Annotated in this window: 12 protein-coding genes and 1 pseudogene; 5 read left to right on the top strand and 8 right to left on the bottom strand. The window is 50.5% G+C overall.

Annotation, left to right across the window (positions count from 1 at the left end):
• Nucleotides 1-2 precede the first annotated feature (2 nt).
• From B3A20_RS12845 to B3A20_RS12860, 4 genes and pseudogenes are all read right to left on the bottom strand, one after another.
• Entirely contained in the window at nucleotides 3-1,064 is a 1,062-nt protein-coding gene (locus B3A20_RS12845) for a complex I 24 kDa subunit family protein (RefSeq protein WP_290765522.1), read from the bottom strand.
• A complete protein-coding gene (locus B3A20_RS12850) occupies nucleotides 1,061-2,254 on the bottom strand; it encodes an NADH-quinone oxidoreductase subunit D (RefSeq protein WP_290765525.1) in 1,194 nt (397 codons plus the stop codon). Before B3A20_RS12850 ends, B3A20_RS12845 begins: the two co-directional genes overlap by 4 nt.
• Nucleotides 2,251-2,853 (bottom strand): NADH-quinone oxidoreductase subunit C, encoded by a 603-nt coding sequence (locus B3A20_RS12855; protein ID WP_290765527.1) that lies wholly within the window; start codon nucleotides 2,851-2,853, stop codon nucleotides 2,251-2,253. The genes B3A20_RS12850 and B3A20_RS12855 overlap by 4 nt, the downstream gene beginning before the upstream one ends.
• A 139-nt stretch (nucleotides 2,854-2,992) precedes the next feature.
• A pseudogene (locus B3A20_RS12860) lies at nucleotides 2,993-3,493 on the bottom strand (NADH-quinone oxidoreductase subunit B); the annotation flags it as partial.
• A 473-nt stretch (nucleotides 3,494-3,966) separates the two neighbouring features.
• Between B3A20_RS12860 and B3A20_RS12865 the strand changes: the two are divergent.
• The 4 genes from B3A20_RS12865 to B3A20_RS12880 all read left to right on the top strand — a co-directional run bounded on the left by B3A20_RS12865 (nucleotide 3,967) and on the right by B3A20_RS12880 (nucleotide 7,800).
• On the top strand, nucleotides 3,967-4,806 hold the full coding sequence (locus B3A20_RS12865; RefSeq protein WP_041260474.1) for a TIGR02147 family protein: 840 nt from the start codon (nucleotides 3,967-3,969) through the stop codon (nucleotides 4,804-4,806).
• Entirely contained in the window at nucleotides 4,803-6,275 is a 1,473-nt protein-coding gene (locus tag B3A20_RS12870) for a carboxypeptidase-like regulatory domain-containing protein (RefSeq protein ID WP_290765532.1), read from the top strand. The genes B3A20_RS12865 and B3A20_RS12870 overlap by 4 nt, the downstream gene beginning before the upstream one ends.
• Nucleotides 6,276-6,428: 153 nt before the next feature.
• Complete coding sequence (locus tag B3A20_RS12875; protein ID WP_014546771.1) at nucleotides 6,429-6,623, top strand: 4Fe-4S dicluster domain-containing protein; 195 nt, start codon at nucleotides 6,429-6,431, stop codon at nucleotides 6,621-6,623.
• The gene (locus B3A20_RS12880; RefSeq protein ID WP_290765535.1) at nucleotides 6,613-7,800 is read left to right on the top strand and encodes an NAD(P)/FAD-dependent oxidoreductase; all 1,188 of its coding nucleotides are present in this window, start codon (nucleotides 6,613-6,615) and stop codon (nucleotides 7,798-7,800) included. The genes B3A20_RS12875 and B3A20_RS12880 overlap by 11 nt, the downstream gene beginning before the upstream one ends.
• 98 nt (nucleotides 7,801-7,898) lie before the next feature.
• Here B3A20_RS12880 and B3A20_RS12885 read toward each other — a convergent pair whose 3' ends face one another.
• The 4 genes from B3A20_RS12885 to B3A20_RS12900 all read right to left on the bottom strand — a co-directional run bounded on the left by B3A20_RS12885 (nucleotide 7,899) and on the right by B3A20_RS12900 (nucleotide 14,146).
• Entirely contained in the window at nucleotides 7,899-9,341 is a 1,443-nt protein-coding gene (locus B3A20_RS12885; RefSeq protein WP_290765538.1) for a M16 family metallopeptidase, read from the bottom strand.
• Nucleotides 9,342-9,481: 140 nt separating this feature from the next.
• On the bottom strand, nucleotides 9,482-11,671 hold the full coding sequence (locus tag B3A20_RS12890) for a M6 family metalloprotease domain-containing protein (RefSeq protein ID WP_290765541.1): 2,190 nt from the start codon (nucleotides 11,669-11,671) through the stop codon (nucleotides 9,482-9,484).
• A 137-nt stretch (nucleotides 11,672-11,808) separates the two neighbouring features.
• Nucleotides 11,809-12,663 (bottom strand): GRP family sugar transporter, encoded by an 855-nt coding sequence (locus B3A20_RS12895; protein ID WP_290765543.1) that lies wholly within the window; start codon nucleotides 12,661-12,663, stop codon nucleotides 11,809-11,811.
• Nucleotides 12,653-14,146 carry a tRNA modification GTPase gene (locus B3A20_RS12900; RefSeq protein WP_290765545.1) on the bottom strand — a complete coding sequence of 498 codons (1,494 nt, stop codon included), beginning with the start codon at nucleotides 14,144-14,146 and terminating at the stop codon, nucleotides 12,653-12,655. Before B3A20_RS12900 ends, B3A20_RS12895 begins: the two co-directional genes overlap by 11 nt.
• Before the next feature lie 578 nt (nucleotides 14,147-14,724).
• Here B3A20_RS12900 and B3A20_RS12905 point away from each other — a divergent pair.
• Nucleotides 14,725-15,723, top strand: a complete 999-nt coding sequence (locus B3A20_RS12905; RefSeq protein WP_290765547.1) for an aldose 1-epimerase — start codon at nucleotides 14,725-14,727, stop codon at nucleotides 15,721-15,723.
• Nucleotides 15,724-15,752: the final 29 nt, after the last annotated feature.

A 15,752-nucleotide genomic window follows, 5' to 3' on the forward strand; every position in this document is an offset into this window, starting at 1 on the left:
AATTAAACCGCCTTTTGTTCCGGTGCGGACTTCTGCTTAGTCACAGCAACAGCCGAGGGTTTAGCAACACGTTCACCGGAGGTCGCAATCATACGGTATTCGTCGCCGACCTTTCCGTTCGGGTCCACAAAAGCCTTGTCCTTCACGCCCGGCTCGCCCACGGCGACCCAGTCGTTGCCGTTCTTCTTTTCGACGACAATCTTCGTGAATTCCGGAGCGCCCTTCCAAGTGAGGGTGGCGCCCGTTTCGTCAGCTTCGGACTTGACATTCAAAACCGGAGAAGGCGGAGCGTAGTCAGCTACCTGCGGCTTTGCAATAGCACCCGGAGCACCCGGATGACCGCAGTGGCCCTTCACCGTACCGCCGAGCACATCGTGCTTCGGGATGTTGTTTTCATGAGCATAGCACCACTTGAGGATGCGGTCGATGCTGTCGGTCGTAAGCTTTGTACCCGGCTTCATCGTGAGCACGTCGCCATCAGCGTCTGTAGCGAAGTCGTCGTTCACGAGCATCATCGGGCCGTTGCCGCAAGAACCGAGGCATTCCACCTGGAGGATCGTAAAGAGACCATCCGGAGTCGTTTCGCCCGTCTTGATATTCAAAGCATGTTCCACATAAGCGATTAAACTCGGAGCGCCCTTGATGGTGCAGCTGATGTTACGGCAGAACTGCAAGAGGAACTTGCCCTTCGGAGCGTGGTTGTACATTGTGTAGAACGTAGCAACGCCAAGAGCATGAGCCGGAGCGCAACCGCAGACGTTTGCAGCCCAGCGGATACCTTCACGCGGCACCCAGCCAAACACGCCCTGCACGAGCCAAAGCACTTCGAGGAGTGCAGCCTGACCCACCGGATAGCGGCTGAGCAAATCAGCGCAGCGTTCCTTGATTTCAGGCGTATTGAGCTTCGCGAGCACTTCAGCCGTAGGCGGCTGCGGCACAGGCTTGTTCACATAGCCAAACTTCTGGCCCGGATCCGGCAAAGCATCAATCGGCTGCGCCGGACGGTCGAACTTCAAATGATTGTTCGAGACAAATTGGACAGCGCCAGTAATATGTTCTCTCATCGGTCAAGTTCTCCAGCAATAATGTTGAGACCCGAAAGCACGGCCATGGAGTCAGCCAAGAGACCGCCTTCGACGAGTTCATGGAATGCAGCAAACTGCGTGAGGCAAGGCGGACGCACCTTGATACGGTACGGATGGCCAGAGCCGTCAGAAATAATCGTGAAGCCAAGTTCACCGTTAGCGCATTCGCTCCCGCAGTAGTATTCGCCTTCCGGAACGCGGATGCCTTCGTAAACGCTCTTGAAGCGACCGATAAGGCCTTCCATATCCTGGTAAGCGAGCTTGTGAGACGGCACGCGGATACGCGGATCAACGATATCGACCGGGCCCGGAGCGAGGCGCTTCAAAGCCTGGCGCACAATCTTCACGGATTCTTCAATTTCAGCCAAACGAACCTGCAGACGGTCGTTGCAGTCGCCCTGAGTGCCGACCACGACTTCCCAGTCGTAGGTTTCATAATCGTAGTACGGTTCGTCCTTGCGGAGGTCAGAGGCAACACCGGATGCACGGAGGCAGGGGCCCGTCCAGCCGTAGCTGATAGCCTTTTCGGCAGAAATCTTGCCGATACCCACCGTACGGTCGAGGAATATGCGGTTTCTGTCCAAGCAGGCGTGCAAGTCCTTCAATGCCTTTTCGGTAGAATTGAGGGCAGCGAGAACGTCCTGTTCAAAACCGTCGTAGCTATCGCGGTAGAGACCGCCAATGCGTGCAAAGCTGTTCGTAAGGCGAGCACCTGTGAGCCTTTCCCAGATGCACATGATTTCTTCACGCGGGTTGAAGGCGTACATGAACGGAGTCGTACCGCCCAAGTCCTGGAACGCAGCAGCAACGCACACAAAGTGGTCGTTGATACGGCTAAGTTCGTTCACAATCACGCGGAGCACCTTGCAGCGTTCCGGGATTTCAACACCGAACATGTTTTCGACAGTGCGGCAGAACGCAATGTTGTTCATGATAGCAGAGCAGTAGTTCAAGCGGTCCGTGTACGGAACGACTTGCTGCCAAGTACCGCGTTCCACCATCTTTTCGAACCCGCGGTGCAGGTAGCCGATTTCTTCGACGGATGCCACGATGGTTTCGCCATCCAAAGCGGTCAAGAAGCGCAAGCAACCGTGAGTCGCCGGGTGGCTAGGCCCAACGTTCAAGGGCATCAAATTCAGCTTTTCGCCATTCGGATCTAATACGATCATTCCTTGATACTCCCTTCCAAAAATTCATTGTCGTTCGTTTCCACTTCCTTAGAGCGCTGGATGACCTTGTAGCCAAGTTCTTCGAGGCGCTTTTCGAGTTCCGGAAGCAGGTAGTCGTTTGTCGAAAGCCACTGGCGCTTCTGGGCAGGGTAATCCTTGCGCAGCGGATGGCCAACAAATTCAACGTGGTTCAACAGGCGGCGGAGGTCCGGATGACCTTCAAAAATCACACCGAACTGGTCATAGACTTCGCGTTCGTACCAGTTCGCATTGGCATAGAGGTCGCTAATCGTCGGGACCTTGAGGTTTTCTTCGGACACCAGCACCTTAAGACGGATGCGGGCACCCGGATTCTTCATGCTCTTGAAAGCATAAGAGACCGCAAAGCGAGGGCCTTCGTGATTCGGGTAAGTCAAGTAGTCGATACCGGCAATGTCCACGAGCATATCGAACTTGATGCCGGATTCTTCCTTGAGGAACTGGACTGCGTTATGCAGATAGGGAGCAGCAACGACAGCCGTGACACCCCACTTGTCGAGCGGTTCGCGCTTGACGTCAAACTTTCCTTCAAGGGCGGCGAAGATTTCTTCAACAGTCATTCTTCTACTCCTTCCAGAACTGAGCTTTCTTTACAAGATTTTCTTGTTTTTCTTTCATGAAGTCCTTGATGTCCACGACCTTTTCGTGAATAGCAGTCTTGGCTTCGCACTTCGCTTCGGCAGTCTTCACCTTGATCATTTCAAGCTGTTCCTTGACGCTTTCGGCACGCTGCTTCATGTAGGATTCGTCTTTAATCTTCTTCTGCAAGTCAAACATGGCATCGAAGAAGGCTTCCGGACGGGATGGGCAACCGCCAATATAGACGTCCACCGGGATAATGTGGTCAATACCAGGAACCGTGCAGTAGCAGTCGTAGAAACCGCCTGAGCAAGCGCAAGCGCCCATGGCAATCACCCAACGAGGTTCAGCCATCTGTTCGTAGATGCGCTTCAAGATCGGAGCCTGTTTGTAAGTGATCGTACCGGAAACAAGCAGTACATCGGACTGACGCGGCGTAAAACGCACGTATTCAGAACCGATACGTGAAAGGTCGTAACGACCCACTTCCGTACTCATGAATTCGATTGCACAACAAGCCGTACCGTAAGGGAACGGCCACAAGGAATTGGAGCGCCCCCAATTGACCAAAAAGTCAAGCGAGGACGTAATGATATTCGGCTTTTCTGCCTCATTACCCATAGGAGTTACCTCATAAAATTCGCGCCTAAAGATAGAAAAATAGTTGGCAGTAGGCAGTTGGCAGTAGGCAGTAGATACTTTGGGAAAAAGCTGTTTTTCGCTTCAGACACGTCAATTTTTTAAATGCAACAAAAATGTAAGAAGTAGGCGGTAGGAAGTAGGACAAATACGTAAGGCGAGAGAAGCGGCGGTGCTCGCACCGACATTTCCGAGCCTAGTATTTGGTAAATGAGCGTAGCGAATTTACAAGTAGGCAGTAGATAGTGGTTGGTAGTTAGGTGGGGGGAAGCGTCCCCCTCGCAAAAGCCTCGTCTTTTGCTACCCCTTCGAGCGGGCTTCAGACGCCAGCCCGCAACGCCCGGCTTTATCGTAATAAAAAAGTAAGAAACAGTCAAGCGGACATACATCACATTTTAATGCTATTTCTCAAAAAATGTTCTCACCTTAGTTCTCATAAATATTATATTATCCTCGTGGAAAACTATATCGACATTTACCAGTTTACGCACTTCCGCAAGTACTTGGAAGAATACCAGGCGGCCAGAGTCCAGTCCGACCCGGAATTCACCCGTACCGGAATTTGCAATATGCTCGGCCTCCCCAAGACGCGCAGCTACTTTGCCGATGTTCTCAGAGGGAAAAAGGTCAGCCCCCGCATGACAGCCAAGTTTATCGAAGTCCTCGGCCTCAACAAGAAGGCCGCCAAGTACTTCGAGACCATGGTGAAGCTCGACCAGGCAAAAACCGAAACCGCCCGTAGCGCCGCCATGGAAGAACTGTTGCACCTGCACCCCAATCCGCAGCATATCCTCGATTCGAACACCTACGAATACTATAACCATTGGTACCATAGCGCAATGTTTGCTATTCTTGATGCTATGGACGTTACAGATGACTTGACACCGGTGCAAAAGAGAATCTTCCCGAAAATTCCACTCGGAAAGATTAAGGACTCGTTGTCTCTTTTGGAAAAGCTGGGCCTCGCCCGCAAGAACGAATCTGGTTTCTGGAAGCCGACCAAGGAATCCATCTCCAGCGGTCCGTACAACAATGCGGAACTCATCAAGCAGTACCAACTGCAATGTTTTGAACTTTCGAAGCAGGCGCTCATCACGCGCCCCAAGATGCCGACCGTCATGAGCACGCTCACCTTCAGCATCTCGAACAACGCCTACAAGAAACTTGAATCCGAACTCCAGGAATTCAAGGCGAAGGCAAGACGCATCATCAGCGAAGATAACGAAAAGGCAAACGGCGTTTACCAGATGAACCTGCACTTGTTCTCTAACCTCGATCCGGAGGTTAAGGCATGATGAACTTTAAGATTTTAAATACAGCAGGGATTTTTGCCCTCGCATCGCTTTTCTCCGCCTGTACCGACGAAAACCATGCCGGCGTGCTCACAGAAACTGAATCCGGCACGACCATCGCAAGCATCGTCATCGACGGAAGTGGATCCCCGGTCGTAAGCGCAAGAGTAAGCCTACTTTCGGCAAACCACGTCGCCACGCGCATGGCCCCCATCAAGACCGCCACGACGGACGAAAACGGCAAATACACCATTGACAGCGTCGCTGCTGGCGAATACGCTTTGCAGATTAGCAATACGGAACACACACAGTCCGCCTACCAGACGCTCACAGTCAAAGACTCCAAGACCGACCTACAGACGCTCAACGTCCCCGAAGCAAAGCTCGAAGAGAATGCAAGCCTCGAACTTGACCTCGGCACGTACGATCTTGACAAGGGCGACACGCTCTGCATCACGGGTACGCTAAACTGCACCGCAGTCAGCGAAAGCGACCTCAAGTCGGGAACCGTCAAGCTCGATGAAATTCCGCCTGCAGAATTCACGAACATCATCCTCATCCGAGGCGCCGGTCGCGACACCTCGACGCGCAACGTCAAGTGGGACTTTGTCCCTGGCGAAAAGCTCGAAGTCTCTTCAGAATTCGTAACGGTCACCGTTCCGGAAGAAGCCTTGAGCGCCGCAAAGAAGCTGAACGGCGAGAAGACTCTTGAATCCATGATTGTTCCGGTAACGATCCCCACGAAGGTCAAGAACCCGGTTCTCATTGACAACAACGGAGACTCGCTCGCAGTCTTTAAAGCCGAAAACGATGCGGACTCGTCGCTTTACTTCACGGCAATCCCAAGCATTGACGCAGGTACATACAAATTCACAACCGTATCAAGCGAAACCGCATACAAGGCTTCCGCAATTTCCAGAGTGTTTGCCGAATCCAAATCAGGTTTGTCCGTCACCGAAGGTGATTTCATGAATACATTCATCACGGATACGACAAGCAATAGCCTCGGCATCAGCTTCTGGATTGAAGAAGACGGCAGCAAAATCGCAGAAGCCGACTCTTTGATTATTGATTCAAAAGAAAACGATGTCACATACCGTCTGAGGGTAGGTGAAAAGCCTGAGCAGCTCTGCACCAACTTCTACAGGAGAGTCTCAAAAGACTCGACGTATACGGATTCGTTCCCTGAACTCGGTAACTCTTACTGCCACGATGTCTTGGACGGGGAACGCCATCACTACGCCTTGTACATCAAGGCAAACCATGTCGTTATCGCCATTGACGGAAAGACCGTCGAAGACACCAAGATGAAAAACGCCTTCATCATATTCCCGGGCTTCGTCACAGGAAACCACAAGCTCAAGAACCTGACCGTATTCTCGCTCAAGCAATCCGCAATCGCCCAAAGCGACGACAGTGGCTGGGAACGCCTGCAAGCCTGGCTCTCCGCCTACTACTTGTTGCAGAAGTAATAACAGACGAGAGACGAAAGAACGCCACGATGTGGCTACAGACGAAAGATGCCATGCCCCGCTCCGACGGGGCATCTCCTTTTTTTGCGAAATACGATTTTTTCTAGTAACTAGTAACTAATAACTAATAACTATTTTTATATATTCCCACTTATGAAAGTTCTCGTTCACAACAGAGGTGTTTGCCTGGAATGCGCCGGTTGCGTCGGCGTGTGTCCCAAGATGGCGCTAGACATGTACGGTCTAGATTTGCAAATCGATCAGGAAAAGTGCATCAAGTGCGGTCTCTGCACAAGAGCATGCCCCGCAGGCGCCCTCAAGATCCAGGAGTTGAACGATGTTCTGTAATAGCGAATACGATGTCGTCGTCATTGGCGCAGGTCCCGGCGGAAGCGTTGCCGCCAGGAATCTTTCCCGTGCGGGCCACAAAGTTCTCCTTCTCGAAAAGCGCGAGAAGATTGGCTACCCTGTGCGCTGCGGCGAAGCGAGCACCAAGCTTTCGGACTTGCAGACTTACGGCCCGATTGACGAAGACTGCATCGAAACGATTATCAACGGACTTTATATTTACGGCCCGAACGGCGTGAACATCGACCTTTCGCAAAAGGGCACGGGCATCATGCTCAACCGCGAAAAGTTCGACCCGTGGCTCGCCCACCTCGCCGCAAACGACGGCGTAGAAGTCGTCACTCGCGCCCGTGCAGAATTTGTCGGAGATGTCGAAAGTGGAACCCGTCTCGTGCGCGTAAAGCTCGGCGAAGGCGCCGGTGAATCGACCGAAGAAGTCCGCGCCAAGATGGTCATTGCCGCAGACGGTGTCGAAAGCCGCATCGGTCGCCAAGTCGGACTCGATTGCCTCCAGAAGCCTGCATTCACCTGCACCGGTGTCGATATCCAGGTGCAAGGCATCCTCACCAAGCCGGACTACCTCACGTTCTGGCAAGGTCACGACTTTATCAATGACGGTTACATCTGGAGTTTCCCGAAGGTCAAATCTAACGTCACGAACTTCGGCGCAGGATTCCTGATTTCGAACAACCACGGCTCAAACGTCTTGGACATCACGATGGAATGGCTCTACAAGCTCTTCCCGGGAGCGCAAATCAATCACGTTGTCGGAGGCGTCATTCCAGTTTCGAGCGTTCTGAAAGATTACACGCTGGACCGCTTTGCCCTCGTTGGCGACGCCGCCCATCACACAAACCCGCTTACCGGTGGCGGCATCGCGGCCGCCATGCGTGCTGGACGGTTCTGCGCCCAGACCGTCCACGAGGGCCTCGAATGCGGTAACTTGAGCAAGGAATTCCTCAAGACGTACGAAAAGCGCTGCTACGATTACTTTGGTCGCATGCACGACTTTGAATACAAGTTCCGCAGATTTCTCCTTAACGTGAACAAGGACGAACAGACGGAACTCTACAAGGTTCTCCAGAACTTCGCGAAGCACGGCTGCAAAAAGCGCGCCTTCTTGCAAACGCCTGTTTCCTCTGCGAAAATGCTTTACAAGTTCATGAGGTTCAAATAGTCAACGTCATAGGTCAACAACCATTGACCGACCATCAATTGAAATCTGAAGAGTAAAAAAATCCAGACAGTGTCTGGATTTTTTTATCAGTACGATTATTATTCTTTCACCAAGAAACCGGCTACAGACTTATCACGGATAAACGTCTTCTTTGCAACGTTTTGCACATCACGGACATTGACTTTGTCCAAATTATCGGCCCAGTTGAGGAAGATGCGGTAATCGCCATAGACTTCATACCAGCCTAGCATCGTCGCAACATTTTCCATATCCGTCAAACTACGGACGAGTCCTGCATACGCGCGGTTCTTGACCTTCTGGAATTCGCGTTCGCTGACCTGTTCATTCTTGAGTTTTTCAAGTTCTTCCCAAACAATTTTTTCAACTTTTTCACGGTTGGCATCCGGTCGCAAATTCACGCGGACGGAGAATTCAGAAACATACTTGTTCGGGCTGTTGCTTGCACTGACACCGACGGCGAGCTTTTCCTCTTCAACAAGACGTTTATAAAGCCTGCCCGAGCGACCATTTAATACGCCCTCAGCAATATCTAGAGCGTAAAGCGTGCTATCCCCCACTGCGGGAGTCTTAAACACAAGCGTATACAGATTCGGGGCATCTTTGCGCTTTACGACCAAACGCTTTTCACCGGCCTGCTCCGGATCGCGAACCGTAAGCGGAGAGAACGCATCGCCAGTCGGTATAGGGCCAAAATACTTTTTCACAAGAGACATCGTCTCAAGCGTATCCAAGTCACCGGCCATGACGAGAATAGCATTGCGAGGCTTGTAATACTTGCGATAATGTTCGTCAGCCTGTTCGCGAGTCAGGTTTTCGATATCACTAGGCCAGCCAATTGTCGGCACGCGGTACGGGAACGCCTCGTAAATCATGGAATTGAGAGTCTCGTAAAAGCGGCCTGTCGGACGGTCGTCATAACGCATGCGGCGCTCTTCGCGCACCACAGATCGTTCCGAATAGAACTCGCGCAAAACGGCATTCTGCATGCGGTCCGATTCCAGCCACATAAAGAGTTCTATCTTATTCTTCGGAAGCGTCACCGTATACGCCGTGAGCAGATCGCTCGTAAAGGCGTTGAGTCCAGTTCCGCCAGCAGCCTGGTAGGCGCCCCACAGTTCGTCCTTGACAAAAATCTTGCGGTGTTCGTTCAACACGGAATCGTGTTCGGCCGTAAGTTTTTTCAGGAGGGCCGTATCACCGGCAATTTTTGTCGGACGAATTAACGCCTGCAAGGAATCCTGCTTTTCTATAAACCGGGCATCTGCAACACTGTCCATAATGCCGACTTTTTTCGTACCCTTGAAAAGTTCGTGTTCCAAGATGTGCGCAAGCCCAGACTTGCCGGGAACTTCATGAACGGAACCCGTCACATAAAACAGGCGGAAGCTCACCGTCGGAGCTTGCTTGTTCGGATACAAAAGCACCGTGAGTCCATTGTCAAGGACTTCCTTATGCACGGGCAAGTTTACTGCGGCCTTAGACGTCCCCGCCAACAGTGCCGGGACAAGCGCGCAGCTCATAGCAATTCTAGCGAAAATCTTTCTCATGTTGAACAATTTAGATATTTTCTATAAAAAGGAGATCCCCGCTCGAGGCGGGGATGACATTTTGCCATAGCGGAGATGGCATATTACAAAAAAAGGGGCTTTCGCCCCAATTTTTAGTTCACGCGAACTTTGTACGATTTCACAAGCCTTCCGCCACGTTCCAGTGTTGCAAAGACTAGCGAATTTTTCAACAATGCGTCCATGTGAATTTCGCAGGATTCGCCATCAAAAGCCTTTGTCATCAGAAGGGCTCCATTGGCATCAAACAGGCGAACAGTCTTATTGCCATTCAATTTAGCTTCAATCCTCAGAACCTTATTCTTTACAAAGAATTTCACGGAGGAGGCAAATACCGGCTTTGTCAATTCCATAAAACCTTCAGACGAAGAACTGTTTTGGATATCAGCAGCACTCGAAGAACTCTTTTCACCAAACGCGCTTGCACCGGATTCTGAACTGCTCGATGTCCCCTGTATTGGGGTATTGCTAGAAGCCGATTCAGTCTCACTCGAAGAAGACTTAGCTGAGCTGGACGACGATTTCGCAGAACTCGATGAGGTTTTCAACGAACTCGATGAAGACTTAGCGGAGCTGGACGAGGACTTTGCAGAACTTGACGAAGACACCGGAGAGACTCGGTTTCCGCGCGTTTTAAATTCTACATGGTCATCAACAATCTTGATATCGTAAATTTCAAGTCCAAGGCTATCGCCGCTCCAAGTCACAAAGCCATTAAATCCATTGACGCGATTTGACGGGAACGCATCGTAAGTAACCGTGTAAGCGTCCGCACGCCCATCGGCTTCAATCAAGTCCACTCGCATCGGATCGGACGAATTGACATTGTTATAAGACCAGGCATATTGATCGTAATTGATATGCCAAATGAGCAAGCCCTGATTCGGAAGTCCTTTATCAAAGCCTTCCCGCATACGGAAATCGAGCATGTAATATTCTTTATCGTTACTCGAAGTCAATACAAGGCCATCGTTTTCCAGGACTTTTTTCAGAACAAAAGTCGTATCCGAAATTTCCAGACGGCGCGGTTCAAGCCAGCCCAAGCTAAACTTTTCAAATATAGACAAATTCGCAGGCGAGCACGATGTGGTCCTGTTGTAGTTCTGCGGACAGTTATAGGAACCAGCATCCATCAAATCCCACGGCCCCGGCGTGTAGCGAACTTTTTTCCCAGTTTCGTTTACGGTCACATCGTAATGGTCCTGAAGGCCAAGCACATGGCTAAACTCATGGCAAAAAGTCCCTATGCCGTTCAGTGCATCCGTAGTCTTGCGATACATGTAGGCTTGGCCATCAATTTCAGGGGAACAGGCATAACGGTTCATGGACATGTTACGGGTAAGGCGCTTCTGGACATTATAGGAATGCGGCCAAATCGCAGACTGCACATCCGTATCTGCCGAACCCACTCCAGCATAAATCATGTAGACAAAATCTACAACTCTGTCGTTATCGCTATCATACGGCGTAAAATCAAAGTTTTCGGCAACAAGCTTGTCCATCGCTTCGCTTACGGCATAAACCGCGCCCGTAGCCATATTGCGAGAATCAACAAGCGCTCCATACGAATCACGGTTCCCCTTAAGCGTTATCGGGCCAACGACATCAAAGGTCGGGCGGTACTTTCCGTTCGAGTTTACGATAAAGAAATCTCTAACGCTCCCGCTCATGTTGTAATTGGAATAACCTTCCTGATTCAAGTAGTTCAGGTATTCTTCGTTGGCGTTGTCCCTCTTGAACTTGATGTCGCTAAACTGCACTAGAATGACAAGTCCACGAACGTCACCTTCTTTGCGGACGGAATTCAAGGCAGGCCGCATCGGAGAGCCTGTATTAGAAGGCGGTTCGGTCCAACCGCCCCAGCCACCCCAGCCGCCCCATTCATTAGCCATTTGCGGATCATCTGTAGAAGACTGAAGCATCATGGGTCTAGAAGCCTCCTGTTCACGCTTTTCCTGGAGCTTTTTCAGACGATTTTCGCGGAATTTGTCGAGAATTTGGCGAGAATTGCGTTTTTTAAGGAAGTCATGTTCTTTTTTGCCGCGTTTCGACTTAGCATGGACCCTCATGCCAGTCTTTTTTCCATCTTCATCGGCATAGTTCCAGTAACCCGCGGAATCGCGAACTACAAGCACGCTATCTTCACCCGTAAGGGTATAGTTAAAATGCTCGTTACCGACCTTTCGAATCTGCACGACAGAGCCATCCGGCTGCGTTGAACTGATTAAAAAAGGTGCTGCTTTTACAGCCCATGCAGATGCTGCACCGGCCAACGACCCAATCAAAAAACACTTCCACCATCTCATACCATAAACATATACAATGAATGAGGGAATTGCAAAAAAGCAAGATGTTTTTTACAAGTTTTTCGTTGACAGAACGCCAACGGGCACCCACAACGGCAACAAAAAGTTACAGCGCGTTACATTTTAGATAGCGCAAGCAAGGCGCCACCGCAAATAATGACAGAAACCGCTATAGCAAGCTTAATTCGCTCCGGTTTTGTCGGGTACTCGTGGAAAACAACCACCCCCCAAAGCAAGTTCACCAAAAGGTTTAACTGCGTAAGCGGATAGCCAACGGCATAGCCCAAGGCTCCGTTTGAATCAATCGCCCAAAAACAGCCATGTTGCCCAATGACCCAGAGGACACCCATAAACATAGACGTCACAGACGGCGCAAGGCCATATTCAAAAAGAGCACGGCGCTTTATACTCAAAATTGCAACCAAGAGTTCTGCAGAAATAAAAATGCCTAACGAAAAAGAACTCATGAACTCGAGTATAGGGACTTCTGCAAACTTGTAAGGAATGAGGAAGAGCCCAAAGATGAGACCGCCCAAAAGCGAGCGCCAATTTCTAAAGACATTGCCCTGAGGAGGAGCTAGCCTACTTAGGCCAAAAAGCAAAAGAAGGATTGCCGGGATCGAGAAATAAAGCAAGGTCGATTCCGAGAAAATGAGCACGCCCGTCACAAACGAGGCAAGGATACTCACGCCCATTGAGCGCACACCAGCACCAGTCAAGTCCTGTTCAGCCTTGACCGCCCAGAAGCAGAACGCGCCTGCGCAAACCCAAAGGAATCCGCAAAGGATACCGACCGGCAAGAAGCGGAACGAGTCCGTCGCAAACGAAATGCAAAGCTGGCCGATGAACATGCCCAAGGCCATGCAAGAGAGGTATGCCCATGACGAAAACTTGGACCAAGCCTTGAGAGGGACCATGTAAGTGCCGAACGCAAAGACGGCAAGGACGAGACCAACGTAACTATTTCCCAATGCAGAACCCCGCAAATATTTGTTGTAAAACGTCTTCGGACGAGATTTCGCCCGTTATGCTCTGGAGCGAACGGCGCACCAGTTGCATTTCGAAAGCCAAAAGTTCCACCGCCGGATTCGTGCGGATAAGGTTCAGCGCACGGTCGATGCCCGCAAGAGCTTCTTCGAGGCAGGTCTTTTCGCGCTCGCTCGTAATCCAGAGGTCTTCGGAATTTTCTGTTTTTTTGAAAAGGGCGGCGTTCATGGCGCGCTTGAGATCCGCAAGGCCCTCACCAGTTTTGGAGGAAATGCGAATGCTCTCGCCTCTTTCGTCTCTCGTCACTCGTCTTTCGTCTAATAAATCACTCTTCGAAATGACGACAAAATCCGGATGGAGATCCTTCGACTCCACTTCGTTTCGCTCAGGATGACAAGATGCGCAACTTTCGTCTTTGCACTTCGTGCCAAGACCTGTCGGCTCAGCTATGGGTACACAAGCATCCCCGCAGCATTCGCCTCTTTCGTCTTTCGTCTCTAGCCTTTCGCCTAAACTTCCGTCCACCACGAGAATCTTCATGTCCGCTTCGGCGAGGATTTCCTTGCTCTTTTCCATGCTTAGTGCATCGAGAGCGTCGGTCGCCTTGTCTGCGATACCGGCAGTATCGACAAGGCGGATTTCGCCACCATCTAAAAACAAGCGGACTTCGACAAAGTCGCGGGTCGTGCCAGGGATGCTGCTCACGAGAATACGGTCTTCGCCGAGGAGCGCATTGACAAGGCTAGACTTGCCCGCATTCGGAGCGCCGTACAGAACTGCGAGCGGCAAACGGCTGACCGCCGCCTTGCCCTTAAAACTTTTCAAGATGGATTCTACGCTTTCGCGAATCGCAGAAATTTTCACGCCCCAAGTCGCATAATCCGGGTCGGCTTCTTCTTCGGAGAAATCGACGTCCAGTTCGAGGCGCGCCGAAATGTCCATGACCTGCTCCGTGAGCGTCTTGACTTTTTTCGAGAGCGCACCGCCAAGCAAGCGATGGGCGTTCTTGAGTTCGTCTCGGTTTGCGCTGTGGATGACATCCGCCACAGATTCCGCCTGTACCAAGTCCATACGGCCGTTCAAGAAAGCACGGCGCGTGTATTCACCCGGTTCTGCCAAGCGCACGCCATCGACGCTCTTGATAACCTGAATCAGTTCACGGACGATAATCGGGTTTCCGTGCGGGTAAAGTTCCAGCACGTCTTCGCCGGTATAGGAATTCGGACCTTCAAAAAAGATGTAGAGGAGGCTATCGATGACCAATGCTGTTGCGCGGTCTTCGCCGACCATCGTACGGTAATCCCTAGCGGTCGCAAGTTTAGCTTCGCGAGGCTTCAAATTCTTGATTGCCGATTCGCCAAACAAGAGGCGCACCACTTCGCGCACCTTCGAGCCGCTCACGCGGATAGCGGCAACGGCACTCACGCCCGCAGGCGTCATCGGAGCAACAATCGTCTGAGAATCCATGAAGAAAAAGATAGTAATTAGCAGTTAGTCATTGGTCATTAGTCTTTGGTCGTTAGATAATAATCGCGATTTTACCGCAGTCGGCAGAACTTTGAGTTCAGCAATCTAAAAAGGAGTGAAATCGAAAAAAGGTCAAAATTTACGTCAAAAATGGTGAATATTAAAATAAATTGACGTAAAATTTCAACGTTGTCTGTAACATTTTGAGAAATTTGCGAAATATTAGAGGCAAATTTTTCAAAAAACTGACGAAACAGGCAATTTTTTGAAGGAAAAAGCAGCCTGGCGCCACCAAAATCGGGCTTTTTCAGCCAAAAATAGTTAATTTGTATAAAATTTTACGTCAAAAAACGAAAATTTTCCATCATTTTGACGTAAAAAACGTCAAAAAATCAAAATCAAGAGAAAAATGCAGAAATTTATACAAATTAAGCCAACAACTCCCAGACTGCGTTTTCTAGATTGCCCCACATTCTTTCGTCTCTCGTCTGTAGCGAGCCTGCGAACGTTGAGCGTTCTCTCGTCTAATTACTAAATTCTCTAGCAACGAACAACTATTGACCAATGACGAACAACCAATGACCAAGTTTAAACTTATTTCCCGTCCTTTGGGCACTGTGCAGTGCTTTGTTTTGCAGCGTGACGACGGCGCTGAATTTGAAATTTTGAGCGGTTACGGCGCAGGCCTCAACGCCTGGCGCATCCCCGACAATAGCGGCAAGCTCCAAGACCTCCTTTTCGGCTACCGCGAAGGCGACGACATTTTCAAGATGGGTCCCGACACAAACGCGGGTTGCAGACTCGCCCCGTTTCCGGGACGCGTAGCCTACGCCAAATTCAACTGGAACGGCAATGACTACCAGCTCGTCAACAATGTGAGCTGGGCACCGCACGCCCTCCACGGCTTTTTGCAGAACAAGGAATGGAACCTCCTGAGCTTCGAAAGCGATAGCGAAAAATGCGTTGCAACACTCGGAATCGACTGGCCGGGTGCATTTACAGGATTCCCGTTCCCCTTCCGTGCCATCAACAAGATTACGTTCACAGGCGAAAGCTACACCGTCGAATCGACCGTCACGAACATCGGCCCCAAGGACCTCCCCTACTCCGAAGGCTGGCACCCCTATTACACGCTCGGCGAAAAAATCAACGGTCTCCAAATGACTCTCCCGGAATCGAATCTCGCAATTCTCGACAAGGCCGACATCCCGACAGGTGAATTCAAGCCGGATACCCGTTTCGTGGGCGGCAGGCTCATCAACGACGAGTTCATCAACGACTGTTTCTGCCTGAATCAGGGTGAAAACACCTTTGTAAGCAAAAACAAGAAAAATTTTGAGAACATTTTAGCGATTGTAGAACTGAAAAGTGATGCCAAATCGCTCCAAATTTGGCAAAAAGCAGGCGACAAGCAATATAATGCGATCCAAATTTACACACCGCCTGACCATATGAGCATCGCAATCGAGCCAATGACCGCGGAACCCGATACTTTAAACCATCACCGCGATTTAATTGTGATTAAGCCAGGCGAAAGCCGTACATTCATTTTTGGGGCAAAGTTCCAAAAGTGCTAAAAAAGGCTAATTTGGCATTTAAAAAGTGT

It is taken from the genome of Fibrobacter sp. UBA4297, assembly GCF_002394865.1.
Taxonomy (GTDB): domain Bacteria; phylum Fibrobacterota; class Fibrobacteria; order Fibrobacterales; family Fibrobacteraceae; genus Fibrobacter.

Excerpts from the sequence above, each read along its gene's own strand:
- B3A20_RS12855 (WP_290765527.1), bottom strand. The coding sequence starts at position 2,853 with ATGACTGTTGAAGAAATCTTCGCCGCCCTTGAAGGAAAGTTTGACGTC.
- B3A20_RS12885 (WP_290765538.1), bottom strand. The coding sequence starts at position 9,341 with ATGAGCTGCGCGCTTGTCCCGGCACTGTTGGCGGGGACGTCTAAGGCC.
- B3A20_RS12905 (WP_290765547.1), top strand. The coding sequence starts at position 14,725 with ATGACCAAGTTTAAACTTATTTCCCGTCCTTTGGGCACTGTGCAGTGC.
- B3A20_RS12900 (WP_290765545.1), bottom strand. The coding sequence starts at position 14,146 with ATGGATTCTCAGACGATTGTTGCTCCGATGACGCCTGCGGGCGTGAGT.
- B3A20_RS12880 (WP_290765535.1), top strand. The coding sequence starts at position 6,613 with ATGTTCTGTAATAGCGAATACGATGTCGTCGTCATTGGCGCAGGTCCC.
- B3A20_RS12845 (WP_290765522.1), bottom strand. The coding sequence starts at position 1,064 with ATGAGAGAACATATTACTGGCGCTGTCCAATTTGTCTCGAACAATCAT.
- B3A20_RS12875 (WP_014546771.1), top strand. The coding sequence starts at position 6,429 with ATGAAAGTTCTCGTTCACAACAGAGGTGTTTGCCTGGAATGCGCCGGT.
- B3A20_RS12850 (WP_290765525.1), bottom strand. The coding sequence starts at position 2,254 with ATGATCGTATTAGATCCGAATGGCGAAAAGCTGAATTTGATGCCCTTG.
- B3A20_RS12870 (WP_290765532.1), top strand. The coding sequence starts at position 4,803 with ATGATGAACTTTAAGATTTTAAATACAGCAGGGATTTTTGCCCTCGCA.